11 protein-coding genes are annotated in these 11,802 nt (G+C 61.0%); 3 read left to right on the top strand and 8 right to left on the bottom strand.

The window, feature by feature from the left end; genetic code table 11:
- Positions 1-53: 53 nt before the first annotated feature.
- From AACU78_RS00595 to AACU78_RS00585, 3 genes are all read right to left on the bottom strand, one after another.
- Positions 54-1,040, bottom strand: a complete 987-nt coding sequence (locus tag AACU78_RS00595; RefSeq protein WP_106579316.1) for a hypothetical protein — start codon at positions 1,038-1,040, stop codon at positions 54-56.
- Entirely contained in the window at positions 1,041-1,928 is an 888-nt protein-coding gene (ypfJ, locus tag AACU78_RS00590; RefSeq protein ID WP_106579315.1) for a KPN_02809 family neutral zinc metallopeptidase, read from the bottom strand.
- Positions 1,929-2,099: 171 nt separating this feature from the next.
- Positions 2,100-2,516, bottom strand: a complete 417-nt coding sequence (locus AACU78_RS00585; protein WP_106579314.1) for a membrane lipoprotein lipid attachment site-containing protein — start codon at positions 2,514-2,516, stop codon at positions 2,100-2,102.
- Between the two features lie 197 nt (positions 2,517-2,713).
- On the opposite strand from AACU78_RS00585, the gene AACU78_RS00580 reads away from it, so the two are divergent.
- A complete protein-coding gene (locus tag AACU78_RS00580) occupies positions 2,714-3,592 on the top strand; it encodes a DMT family transporter (protein WP_106579313.1) in 879 nt (292 codons plus the stop codon).
- 1 nt (position 3,593) lies between these two features.
- On the opposite strand, the gene AACU78_RS00575 is transcribed toward AACU78_RS00580, so the two are convergent.
- Positions 3,594-4,928: an MFS transporter gene (locus tag AACU78_RS00575; RefSeq protein WP_106579312.1), complete on the bottom strand. Its 1,335-nt coding sequence runs from the start codon at positions 4,926-4,928 to the stop codon at positions 3,594-3,596.
- A 220-nt stretch (positions 4,929-5,148) separates the two neighbouring features.
- Here AACU78_RS00575 and quiC point away from each other — a divergent pair, with 220 nt between their 5' ends.
- Both quiC and AACU78_RS00565 read left to right on the top strand, forming a co-directional pair.
- Complete coding sequence (quiC, locus tag AACU78_RS00570; RefSeq protein WP_106579311.1) at positions 5,149-7,050, top strand: 3-dehydroshikimate dehydratase QuiC; 1,902 nt, start codon at positions 5,149-5,151, stop codon at positions 7,048-7,050.
- An 81-nt stretch (positions 7,051-7,131) separates the two neighbouring features.
- A complete protein-coding gene (locus tag AACU78_RS00565) occupies positions 7,132-7,797 on the top strand; it encodes a TetR/AcrR family transcriptional regulator (protein WP_106579310.1) in 666 nt (221 codons plus the stop codon).
- Positions 7,798-7,923: 126 nt separating this feature from the next.
- Here the strand turns inward: AACU78_RS00565 and AACU78_RS00560 are convergent, their stop codons facing one another.
- From AACU78_RS00560 to AACU78_RS00545, 4 genes are all read right to left on the bottom strand, one after another.
- The gene (locus AACU78_RS00560; protein ID WP_106579309.1) at positions 7,924-8,772 is read right to left on the bottom strand and encodes a shikimate dehydrogenase; all 849 of its coding nucleotides are present in this window, start codon (positions 8,770-8,772) and stop codon (positions 7,924-7,926) included.
- A gap of 5 nt (positions 8,773-8,777) precedes the next feature.
- Positions 8,778-9,218 (bottom strand): type II 3-dehydroquinate dehydratase, encoded by a 441-nt coding sequence (gene aroQ / locus AACU78_RS00555; RefSeq protein ID WP_106579308.1) that lies wholly within the window; start codon positions 9,216-9,218, stop codon positions 8,778-8,780.
- Between the two features lie 183 nt (positions 9,219-9,401).
- The gene (gene trmA / locus AACU78_RS00550) at positions 9,402-10,481 is read right to left on the bottom strand and encodes a tRNA (uridine(54)-C5)-methyltransferase TrmA (RefSeq protein ID WP_106579307.1); all 1,080 of its coding nucleotides are present in this window, start codon (positions 10,479-10,481) and stop codon (positions 9,402-9,404) included.
- Complete coding sequence (locus tag AACU78_RS00545) at positions 10,478-11,773, bottom strand: NCS2 family permease (protein ID WP_106579306.1); 1,296 nt, start codon at positions 11,771-11,773, stop codon at positions 10,478-10,480. Before AACU78_RS00545 ends, trmA begins: the two co-directional genes overlap by 4 nt.
- Between the last annotated feature and the right edge of the window lie 29 nt (positions 11,774-11,802).

The following is an 11,802-nucleotide window of genomic DNA, read 5'->3' as shown; positions in this document are numbered from 1 at the left end:
GCCTTCGCGAGCAAGCCCGCTCCCACATTTTTATCCGGTTTCGTCAGCTGTTTTTACTTAGGGAACAACACCTTCTCGCCCTGAGGCGAAGTAAACATCTTGTCCCCGTCGTGCCCAACCCCTGGCACTTCCACCAGTTTCTGAGTCAGCTGCGGATGACGCTGCTTGAGGTAGTCAAAGTAGTTGTGCCCACGAATCAGGCGATACGCACCCTGGGTTTCGGCCTCGCAGCTTTTATCCAGCGCCGGGTGGTTGGGGTCGGTGTCCTGTTGGCCGAGCAGGTAGGTGATGTCGCGTGACACGTAAGCCTGCTCAAGCTGCTGCGCACTCTGGCCCTTGGCGTAGTCCGGCAGGTTTTGCATGCCGTACTTCCAGTCGTTGAAGCCAGGGCAACTGGCCGTGTCGAATTTCACCGGGCGTTGTGGGCTGAAGTAGGCGTAGGACGACGGGTTGGCTACCACGTAGCGCAGGCTGATGCCTTCGGTTTGCAGCAGCGGGTGGTCGTGGCCGGTGAGGGCGAAGCGCTGCACCACCTGGCCGCCGCCGGAATGGCCGGCCACTACGATTTCCTTCAACGCCGGGAACAGCTTGCGGTTGCCCAGGTGCTTGATGATCTGGTCGAGCGCGCCGTAGGAACTGAGCTGGCCAGGGCCCGTCGAGGCGTCGCCGGCCATCCAGTCATTGCCGTTCCAGCGCAATACCTGGGTGCCCAAGTGGTTGCGCTTTATGTCGGACTCGTTGAGAAATTGCGGCGCGATCACCAGGGTGGTGGCAGCAACGCCGGCGTGTTCGGCTGCATCTTCGCCGCTTTGCAGGTAGGTCTGTGCGTTGCGCAGGCGGCCATGCACGATGATCAGCGCGCGGGTCACGTTGGGCAGCGGCTGGCTCCAGTCCTGGCTCAAGCCCAGGCTGAGGTCACCGGCGTCCAGGTGGAAACGATCGGGGCTGACCACCTTGACGCCGTGTTCTTTCTCGGCGGCCCAGGTGGAGGAGGAACAGGCAATCATCACGCCGAACAGCAATCCCAATCGTTTATTCATCTAAAGACTCTTCGCTGTAAAAGTGTCGCATTGAGTGATCTGGCCCGCTGCGAAGCCGGTCTTGAACCAGCGAACGCGCTGCGCAGAGGTGCCGTGGGTAAACGAGTCCGGCACCACGCGGCCCTGACCCTGCTGTTGCAAACGGTCATCGCCGATGGCGTTGGCCGCATTCAGTGCTTCTTCAATATCGCCGGGCTCCAGCCAGTTCAGGCGTTTTTGCGCACGGTTGGCCCACACCCCGGCGAAGCAGTCGGCTTGCAGTTCCTGGCGTACCAGCAGGCCGCCTTCGCCTTGCATCTGGCGACCTTGTTGGCGTGCGGCTTGAATCTTGGCCGAGATGCCCAGCAGCGTTTGCACGTGGTGCCCGACTTCGTGGGCGATCACGTAGGCCTGGGCGAAATCGCCGGCGGCCTGGAAGCGCTGCGACATTTCCCGGAAGAAATCCAGGTCCAAATACACCTGCTGGTCAGCCGGGCAATAAAACGGGCCGCTGGCCGAGGTGGCGCCACCGCAGGCGGAATTGACCCGACCACGGAACAGAATCAGTTTCGGGTTCTTGTAGACCAACCCGTTTTCCTTGAACACCTGGCCCCAGGTGTCTTCCGTATCACCCAGAATCGCGCGGACGAAATCGGCCTGCTGGTCATTGGCCGGCGGTGCCTGGCGCGACTGCGTGCTCACCGACGTCGCTTGCTCCGCCTGGCCGGTCAATTGGCCGAGGATCTGCAGCGGGTCCTGGCCGGTCAGCCAGCCAATACCGACGATCAACACAATTGCCGTCAGGCTCAGCCCCTTGCCGCCGCCAAACCGCATGCCGCCACCGCCGCCGCCACTGTCATCGCGGGCATCTACCACGTTGTCGCTGCGTCGGCCTTTTTTCCATAGCATGGGGCAATCCTCTCGTTAAACCTGTCGAACACTTTTCTAAGAGCAGTGTTGTTGGTGCGTATGAATGGCGCCAGCCCGGCTGTCCGACAAGCAACGAGAGTTGCCTAGTATCGTTGCTGTCAGGCCGTGCGGGCAGGGGCGCCAGATGAAAGTTGTGTCACGTTGATTGGGTCAGTCGCGGCAATAGCCTTCGCCGGTATCGACGATCAGGCAGTCCTTTTTATCCGCCAGCCATTTCAGGCCAGTGGCCTCACCGTCACCGGCGCTCAATTGTTGCGGGCCGTCCGGGCGGGTAAAGGCGATACCGTCTTCGTTGGCTTCACCTTTGAAGGTGCCTTCGTCGTCGGCGTCAAGGCCGTACTTCATGGTCAGAACGTAGTGGCCGCGGCCGATGCTGTCGTCTTTGGCGATGGTCAGGTTCAGGCCTTCGACGCCGATCCACTTGCCGACCCATTTGTCGGTGGGCGGCGTGGCCGGTACCAAGGTGGCTTGCACCGAGGCCGGGGCCGGCTTGGGCGCTTCTTTGGACTCCTGGTTACAAGCAGTGAGCAGGACGAGAGCAGAAAGAACAAAGAGTGTCTTTTTCATAGCGGCAAGGCCTTGGTTAAAAAGTGCAACGCGCGGGCAAAGGTGCAGCGTTGGACTCGAATCCGGTGATTTAGTGCGCTGTTCGCACGGTGTTTGGTTATGCTCTTGGGGCGCACGCAGGCCCGCCTGCTAGATTACCGGGTTGAGTGCCTGCGTGTTCAGTGCTCAGCGTTCAGCCCGCCATGCAAGAGAATTCAATGACTGTCAGTACACCCCTTTCCGGCGTCAACCATCCCTTCAAAGGCATCCTGCTGATTGTGGTGGCGACGTTTCTGTTTTCCAGCCACGACGCCTTGTCCAAATACCTGGCCGGGTTCTACCCGATTGTGATGGTGGTGTGGGCGCGGTACCTGGTGCATACCTTGCTGATGGCCGGCATTTTCCTGCCGCAGTCGGGTTTGCGCGTGCTGCGCAGCAAACGCCCGGGCATGCAGGTGGTGCGTGCGTTGTGCCTGCTGGGCACCAGCCTGTTTTTTACCGCGGCGCTGCATTACATCCCCTTGGCGGAAGCCACGGCGGTGAACTTCCTGGCGCCGATCCTGGTGACAGCATTGTCGGTGCCCTTGCTCGGTGAACACGTGACACGTGGCCAATGGCTGGCGGTGATCTGCGGGTTTGTCGGCGTGCTGATCATCATCCACCCCGGTGGTGAGCTGTTCACGCCTGCGGTGCTGCTGCCGCTGTGTTCGGCGTTGTTCTTCTGCTTCTACCAGCTGCTCACGCGCATCCTCAGCCAATACGACACGCCGACCACCAGTAACTTTTTCGCCGGCCTGTGCAATACCCTGGTGATGAGTGCGCTGGTGCCGTTCTTCTGGCAGTTGCCCACGGTGTGGCATGGCGTGCTGATGCTGGCGTTGGGCACGTGCGGCATGACCGCGCACTTGATGTTGACCCAGGCCTTCCGCTTTGCGGCGCCGGCCTTGCTGGCACCGTTCGGCTACTGCCAGATCGTGTTTGCGGGTTTGTTGGGCTGGCTGGTGTTCAACCATACCCCCGACATGACCACGGTGGTCGGCATCGGGGTGATCTGCATGAGCGGGTTGGCCGCTGCCTGGCAGCAGCGGCGGCGTTGAATCAAACCTCGACTGTCGGAATCTTGCGCGGTGCCATGAAGTACATCCAGGTCAGCGCGATGAAGTACATCGCCGGGATCAGGGTGAACAGCACGGTGTAGTTGTTGTTCGTGACCGTGAGGATATGGCCGACGATCTGGGTCATGAACATGCCGCCGATGGCTGCGCACATGCCGCCGAAACCGAACACCGTGCTCATCATGTGCTTGGGCGTGTAGTCCATCACCAGGCTCCAGATGTTGGCGGTCCAGGCCTGGTGCGCACCGATGGCCAGGGAGATGGCGAACACGGCGACCCACAATTGGCTGGAGCCGGCGGCCATGATCACGCCGACGATGCAGCAGGCAAACAGCAGCATCGACAACAGCCGCGCCTTGATCGGATTCATCCCACGGCCGATCAGGAATGACGACAGAATCCCCCCACCCACGCTGCCGAAGTCGGCTGTCAGGTAAATGATGATCAGCGGGATGCCCATTTGGGTCACGTTGATGCCCAGGTTGTATTGCTGGTTCAGAAACGGCGGCAGCCAGTACAGGTAGAACCAGAACACCGGCGCGGTCATTGCGTAGGCAAGAGCGAACGCCCAGGTGCCGCGCATGCGCAGGATGCGGCTGAAGGGCACGCTGGGTTGCGGCGGTTCGACTTCCTGCTGCACGTAGTCCAATTCGGATTGTTTGACCGTCGGGTGGTCTTCCGGGTTGTAGTACTTCAGGCCCCAGCCCACCAGCCAGATCCCGCCCAGTGCCGACATGCACAGAAACGCCGCCTGCCAGCCCCAGACGTGAAGGATCAATGGCAGCAGCATCGGCGTCATCATCGCGCCCACATTGGTGCCGGCGTTGAAAATACCGGTGGCCACTGCGCGCTCGCCGGCCGGGAACCACAACCGCGTGGTCTTCACGCAGGCCGGGTAGTTGGCGGCCTCGGTCAGCCCGAGAATGAAGCGGCACACCATAAAGCCGACGGCCGACGTCGCCAGGCCATGGGCGCCCGTGGCCAGGCTCCACAGCAGCACGGCGCAGAAAAACACGCGCTTCACGCCAATTCGATCAATCAGCCGGCCTTGCAGCACAAAGCCGATGGCGTAGCCAACCTGAAACCAGAAGTTGATGTTGGCGTAATCCATCGCCGTCCAGCTCATCTCCTTGGCCAGGATCGGTTGCATCACGCCCAGCGCGGCGCGGTCGATGTAATTCAGGGTGGTGGCGAAGAACACCAGGGCCAGCATGCCCCAGCGGGTTTTGCCCACGGCCATGGCGCCGCGGATTTTGTCGCCGATGCCGCTGTGCGGATTGCTGTGGCGCACGGCCACGGCGGGAGTTTGCGAAGGCATGAGGTCGTACCCGTTTTTTGAAATTTTTATGGTGTGTTCTGGGTCTTGATACGTGTTCGATGGTGCGCAGTGGCTAAAAACTCGTCAATTCGCGGATTGCCATTTTGTTCGATAATCGCCCAAAAAACTAACCGGTTCGTACATTTCAATTGCTGTGCACAGTTTAGCGGCCAATAATTTGCCGTAAATAAGACGAGCCTCATTTGCCGGGAGTCGCCCCATGCAACGCTCCATTGCCACTGTTTCCTTGAGTGGAACCCTGCCGGAAAAACTCGAAGCCATTGCCGCTGCCGGGTTTGATGGTGTGGAAATCTTCGAAAACGATCTGCTGTATTACGACGGCAGCCCACGGGAAGTTAGGCAGATGTGCGCCGACCTGGGTATCGCCATTACCTTGTTCCAGCCGTTTCGCGACTTTGAAGGCTGCCGCCGCGACCGCCTGGCGCGCAACCTGGAGCGCGCCGAGCGCAAGTTCGACTTGATGCAGGAGCTGGGCACCGACCTGGTGCTGGTGTGCAGCAATGCCTCGGCCGATTGCGTCGGCGATGAGCAGATTTTGCTCGACGACCTCAGCCTGCTCGCTGAACATGCCGCTCGCCGTGGCTTGCGCATCGGCTATGAAGCGCTGGCCTGGGGCAAGCACGTGAATACCTGGCAGCAAGTGTGGAACCTGGTGCGTCAGATCGACCACCCGAGCCTTGGCGTGTTGCTCGACAGCTTCCACACCCTGTCGCTCAAGGGTGACCCGAGTGCAATCGCCCAGATCCCGGGGGACAAAATCTTCTTTGTGCAAATGGCCGACGCACCGATCCTGGCCATGGATGTGCTGGAGTGGAGCCGGCATTTTCGCTGCTTCCCGGGGCAGGGTGAGTTCGATCTGGCGGGGTTTCTCGCGCCGATTATCCAGAGTGGCTACAGCGGGCCGTTGTCCCTGGAAATTTTCAACGATGGTTTTCGCGCAGCCCCGACGCGGGCGAATGCGGCGGATGGCTTGCGCTCGCTGTTGTACCTGGAAGAGAAAACCCGCGAGCGCCTCAAGCAGCAAGCGCCTGCTCAACCGGTCGACCTCCTGTTTGATACGCCGGCCGCCAGCGAGTACGACGGCATCGAATTTCTTGAGTTTGCCGTGGATGAAAACCTCGCAGCCAAACTCACCCAATGGCTGGAGCGCCTGGGTTTCGTCAAGGCCGGGCAGCACCGTTCCAAGAGCGTGAGCCTGTTGCGCCAGGGCGATATCAACCTGATCCTCAATTGCGAACCCTATTCTTTTGCCCACAACTTTTTTGAAGCCCACGGGCCGTCGCTGTGCGCCACTGCGATTCGGGTCAAGGACAGCGCCAAGGCGTTGCAGCGGGCGGTGGCTTACAAGGGCCAGCCATATCGGGGGCTTGTAGGGCCAAATGAACTGGAGTTGGCCGCCGTGCGTGCGCCGGACGGCAGCCTGATTTACCTGGTGGATCAGAACGAAGGCGGGCTGTACGGCACCGACTTCAATCTGCAACCGACTACCGCCTCAAGCGGCGGCCTGCTGCGCATTGACCATATGGCCATGGCCTTGCCCGCCGACAGCCTCGACAGTTGGGTGTTGTTCTACAAGAGCCTGCTGGATTTCGAAGCCGATGATGAAGTGGTGCTGCCTGACCCCTACGGCCTGGTGAAAAGCCGCGCGCTGCGCAGCCGTTGCAGCTCGATTCGCCTGCCGTTGAACATTTCCGAGAACCGCAACACGGCGATTTCCCACGCGCTGTCGAGCTACCGCGGCTCGGGTGTGCACCACATCGCCTTCGACTGTGCAGATATTTTCGCCGAGGTGAGTCGGGCCAAAGAGGCAGGTGTGCCATTGCTGGACATCCCGCTCAACTACTACGACGACCTGGCGGCACGCTTTGATTTTGACGACGAGTTCCTCAGCGAGCTGGCGTACTACAACGTGCTGTACGACCGTGACGCCCAGGGCGGTGAGCTGTTTCATGTGTACACCGAGCCGTTCGAAGGGCGGTTTTTCTTCGAGATCATCCAGCGCAAAAACGGCTACGCCGGGTATGGCGCAGCCAACGTGGCCGTGCGCCTGGCGGCGATGGCCAAATCGCGTAGCGGGGCGCCGCGACAAGCACGGTTATGACGGCGCGGCCAGGTGCTTCCTTCGGGAAGCGCCTCGGCCCATAATCGCGGCCTGCACAACAAAAATGGCCGTGAGCGCACCATGACCCTGACCCCCGATGTCTCCGCTGTGTCAGACGCACCGCGCAAGAGTCGTAAGAACAATCCGGAAAAGACCCGCGAAAACATCCTGCAGGAAGCGATCGTCGAGTTTGTCCAGCAGGGCCTGTCCGGCGCTCGCGTGGATGCCATCGCCGAACGCATCCACACCTCCAAACGCATGATTTATTACTACTTCGGCAGCAAGGAGCAGTTATACGTCGAGGTGCTGGAGAAGCTCTACGGCGACATTCGCAATACTGAAACCCGCATGAACCTCACCGCCCTGGAGCCGCGCGAAGCGATTCGCCGGCTGGTGGAATTCACCTTTGATCACCATGACCAGAACGTGGATTTCGTGCGCATCGTCAGCATCGAAAACATCAACAACGCCGAATACGTGAAGCGCTCGGATTCGATCAAGGCGATGAACAGCAATATTCTCGAAGGGCTTGGCGCCACGTTGCAGCGCGGCGCCGAGCTGGGCGTGTTCCGCCAAGGGCTGGACCCGTTGGACGTGCACCTGCTGATCAACTCGTTCAGCTTTTACCGGGTGTCCAACCGCCATACGTTCAGTGAGATCTTTCAGATCGAGTTGTCGGACGAAGCGGTTAAGCAGCGGCATCGGGAGATGATCTGTGAGTCGGTGATGCGTTACCTGCAAGCCTAAATCCATCGAATAACCCGGGTGGGGGCGGGCTTGCCCGCGAATGCGGAGTGTCAGCCAATACAGCCGGCGACTGACACAGCGCTTTTGCGAGCAAGCCCGCTCCCACATGGGGTTTGGTTTCAGCAGTCAGGTATTCATGCTCTGGAAGTGCGCCAACATCCTCTGCGCATCCGGCCTCTGGCCACTGAACAGTTCAAACGCCTTCACTGCCTGAAACACCGCCATGTTGCCGCCATCCAGCGTGCGGCAGCCCAGGGCGCGGGCATCGCGCAGCAGCTCGGTTTCCAGCGGGAAATACACGATTTCTGCGACCCATAATGCCGCCCGCAACAGCTGGGCCGGTACCGGCGTGCCAGGCAGCTTGGCCATGCCCATCGGCGTGGTGTTGACCAGCCCATCGGCCTCGGCCATGGCGCTTTCCAGGTGGTTGCCGACCTGCGCGCGCCCGGCGCCAAAACGCTGGGCAAGGTTATCCACCAAGTCCCGAGCGCGGGCGACGTCCACGTCGAAAATGCTCAGGTGGTGCACGCCTTCGGCCAGCAGCGCGTGGGCCACCGCCGCGCCCGCACCGCCAGCGCCCATCTGCACCACATGCTGGCGCGCGACGTCATTCAAATTGCGCCGGAACCCTTCGGCGAAGCCCAGGCAGTCGGTGTTGTGGCCGATGCGTTTGCCGTTTTTGAACACCACGGTGTTGACCGCGCCTATCCCCATGGCTTCGTCGGACAATTCGTCGAGCAATGGCAGAATCGCCTGTTTGCACGGGTAGGTAATGTTCAAGCCGGTGAACTGCATCATCTCGGCGGCGTCCAGCAGGTCGGGCAGGGCATTGAGGTTCAGCTGCAGCGGTTCCAGGTCGATCAGGCGATACAGGTAGCGCAAGCCCTGGGCATCACCTTCGTGTTCATGCAGGGCTGGCGTGCGGGAGGCCTGGATACCTGCGCCGATCAGGCCGGCGAGGATGCGCGGTTTCATCGGGCTCACCCTTTCAACGTGTGGCTGAAGTGTTCCAGGGCCAGGTGGTAACCATGGCTGCCGAACCCGGCGAGCACCGCCTTGGCAATGGGCGACACAAACGAGTGATGCCGAAACGCCTCACGCGCGTGCACATTGGATAAATGCACTTCGATCACCGGCACTTCGCTGGCCACCAGTGCGTCGCGAATCGCTACCGAGGTGTGGGTCCAGGCTGCCGGGTTGATCACGATGCCAGCGCAACGGGCGCGGGCGCTGTGGATCCAGTCGAGCAGTTCACCTTCGTGGTTGGTCTGGCGGAATTCGATTTTCAACCCGAGTTTTTCCGCGCTGCGCCCACACAGGGCGGCGATGTCGGCCAGGGTTTCATGGCCGTAGGTGGCGGGCTCGCGGGTGCCGAGCAGATTGAGATTGGGGCCGTTGAGCACCAGCACGATGGGCGGCATTGGGGTATCTCCACAGTTATTATTGGTTGTGGAGATAAAATGTACTGGATGGTTAATTTGGTCAATTGACGGCGGCGGATCTGTTCGATTATCGAACCGTAAATCAGCGCGAGGGAGGGTGTTCGGTGGTCGGCGACCGCCCTTGCCAATAGCCAGGGGGCGGTCGCACGTGCAAGAGACGGGTTACCGGCGGGTCAACAACACGCCGGATTCCATATGGTGAGTCCATGGGAACTGGTCAAACATCGCACACTGGGTAATCCGGTGCGTGTCATGCAGTTGCGCAATGTTCGCCGCCAACGTCTCCGGGTTGCAGGAGATGTACAGGATGTTGTCAAAGCGCCGCGTCAGCTCGCAGGTGTCCGGGTCCATGCCGGCGCGCGGCGGGTCGACGAACACGCTGCCGAATTCGTAGCTTTTCAGGTCGATGCCATGCAGGCGGCGGAACGGGCGCACTTCGTTGAGCGCCTCGGTGAGTTCTTCGGCTGACAAGCGCACCAGGGTGACGTTATCCACCGCGTTTTCATCGAGGTTGCTCAACGCCGCATTCACTGAGGTCTTGCTGATCTCGGTCGCCAGCACTTTGCGTACACGGGTCGCCAACGGCAGGGTGAAGTTGCCGTTGCCGCAGTACAGCTCCAGCAAATCATCCGGGCGATCGCCCAAGGCTTCATACGCCCAGTTGAGCATCTTCTGGTTCACCGTGCCGTTGGGCTGAGTGAACGCGCCTTCGGGTTGGCGATAGCTGAACGTGCGCCCGCCGACGGCGAGTTTTTCCACCACGTAGTCGTGGCCGATCACATCACGCTTGCCCTTGGAGCGGCCGATGATGCTGACATTCAAATCGGCAGCGAGTTGGTTGGCGGCCGCGTGCCAGTGCTCGTCCAGCGGGCGGTGGTAGCACAGGGTGATCATCGCGTCGCCGGCCAGAGTAGTGAGGAACTCCACCTGGAACAGCTTGTGGCTCAGGGCCGCGCTGGCTTGCCAGGCGGCTTTGAGTTGCGGCATCAACTGGTTGATGCGCTGGCTGGCAATCGGGAATTCTTCGATCAGAATCGGCGTGCGCTTGTCGTCCTGGGAAAACATCGCGTAGTGGCGCTCACCGCCTTCGCGCCACAGGCGAAACTCCGCGCGCAGGCGGAAGTTCTGCAGCGGCGAATCGAAAACCTGCGGCTCGGGTGCGTCGAACGGTGCCAGCAGGTCACGCAAGCGCGTGACCTTGTCTTGCAGTTGAGCGGTGTAGCTTGCGGCGTCAAAAGTCATGCGTTGAACCAGCCCAGCTTGATCACAAACAGAATCGACAGGATCACCAGTGCCGGGTTCAGCTCACGGTAGCGGCCCGAAAGCAGCTTGATGGCGGTCCAGGCAATGAAACCGAAGGCAATGCCGTTGGCAATGGAGTAAGTGAAGGGCATCGCCAGGGCGGTGATCACCACCGGCGCTGCAACCGTAATGTCATCCCAGTCGATTTCGGCCAGGCCCGAGGTCATCAGCACGGCCACGAACAGCAACGCAGGCGCGGTGGCAAAGGCCGGAACGCTGGCCGCCAGTGGCGAGAAGAACAGCGCCAGCAGGAACAGGATCGCGACCACGACGGCGGTCAAACCGGTACGGCCACCGGCACTCACGCCCGCAGCAGACTCGATGTAGCTGGTGGTGGTCGAGGTGCCCAGCAGCGAACCGGCCATGGCCGCGGTGCTGTCGGCGATCAGCGCACGGCCCATTTTTGGCATGTGGCCGTCCTTGCCCATCAGGCCGGCGCGCTTGGCGACGCCGATCAGGGTGCCGGAGTTGTCGAACAGGTCAACGAACAGGAACGCGAAGATCACGCTGACCAGGCCGATATCCAGCGCGCCTTTGATATCCAGCTGCAGGAAGGTCGGGGCCAGGGACGGAGGCATCGAGATCACGCCGCCGAACGGGGTGACGTTCAACAGGATCGAGATAATGGTCACGGCCAGAATGCCGATCAGCACTGCACCGCGTACGGCCAGGGCTTCCAGCGCAACGATGAGGATAAAACCAAAGGTGGCCAGGATAGGCGCCGGTTTTTTCAGGTCGCCCAGGCCCACCAGGGTGTTCGGGTTGCCGACCACGATGCCGGCGTTGTGCAGGGCGATCAGCGCCAGGAACAGGCCGATACCGGCGGCAATCGCCGAGCGCAGGGGCAAGGGGATGCTGTTGATGATCCACTCACGGATGCGGAAGATCGACAGCAGGAAGAACAGCACCGCCGAAATGAACACCGCGCCCAGCGCCACCTGCCAGGTGTGGCCCATGTGCAACACCACGGTGTAGGTGAAGAAGGCGTTGAGGCCCATGCCCGGCGCCAGTGCGATCGGGTAGTTGGCGATCAGGCCCATCACGGTCGAACCGATGGCGGCGGCCAGGCAGGTCGCGACAAACACTGCGCCCTTGTCCATGCCGGTCTCGCCAAGGATGCTCGGGTTCACGAACAGAATGTAGGCCATGGCCAGAAAGGTCGTGATCCCCGCAAGAATCTCGGTGCGCACGTTGGTGTTATGTGCGTTGAGTTGAAACAGCTTTTCCAGCATGCCGGCTCCCTGTGACGCTATTTTGCGTC

Source organism: Pseudomonas sp. R9.37, assembly GCF_963878885.1.
In the GTDB taxonomy this organism is placed as follows: Bacteria; Pseudomonadota; Gammaproteobacteria; order Pseudomonadales; family Pseudomonadaceae; genus Aquipseudomonas.
The sequence above is the reverse complement of the archived record's forward strand: the minus strand, read 5'-3'. Positions and strand labels throughout refer to the sequence as shown.

What these genes read in the sequence shown, in the direction of transcription:
- AACU78_RS00545 (WP_106579306.1), bottom strand. Translation starts at nt 11,773, where the DNA reads ATGCTGGAAAAGCTGTTTCAACTCAACGCACATAACACCAACGTGCGC.
- trmA (WP_106579307.1), bottom strand. Translation starts at nt 10,481, where the DNA reads ATGACTTTTGACGCCGCAAGCTACACCGCTCAACTGCAAGACAAGGTC.
- AACU78_RS00565 (WP_106579310.1), top strand. Translation starts at nt 7,132, where the DNA reads ATGACCCTGACCCCCGATGTCTCCGCTGTGTCAGACGCACCGCGCAAG.
- AACU78_RS00580 (WP_106579313.1), top strand. Translation starts at nt 2,714, where the DNA reads ATGACTGTCAGTACACCCCTTTCCGGCGTCAACCATCCCTTCAAAGGC.
- aroQ (WP_106579308.1), bottom strand. Translation starts at nt 9,218, where the DNA reads ATGCCGCCCATCGTGCTGGTGCTCAACGGCCCCAATCTCAATCTGCTC.
- AACU78_RS00560 (WP_106579309.1), bottom strand. Translation starts at nt 8,772, where the DNA reads ATGAAACCGCGCATCCTCGCCGGCCTGATCGGCGCAGGTATCCAGGCC.
- AACU78_RS00575 (WP_106579312.1), bottom strand. Translation starts at nt 4,928, where the DNA reads ATGCCTTCGCAAACTCCCGCCGTGGCCGTGCGCCACAGCAATCCGCAC.
- AACU78_RS00595 (WP_106579316.1), bottom strand. Translation starts at nt 1,040, where the DNA reads ATGAATAAACGATTGGGATTGCTGTTCGGCGTGATGATTGCCTGTTCC.
- quiC (WP_106579311.1), top strand. Translation starts at nt 5,149, where the DNA reads ATGCAACGCTCCATTGCCACTGTTTCCTTGAGTGGAACCCTGCCGGAA.
- ypfJ (WP_106579315.1), bottom strand. Translation starts at nt 1,928, where the DNA reads ATGCTATGGAAAAAAGGCCGACGCAGCGACAACGTGGTAGATGCCCGC.
- AACU78_RS00585 (WP_106579314.1), bottom strand. Translation starts at nt 2,516, where the DNA reads ATGAAAAAGACACTCTTTGTTCTTTCTGCTCTCGTCCTGCTCACTGCT.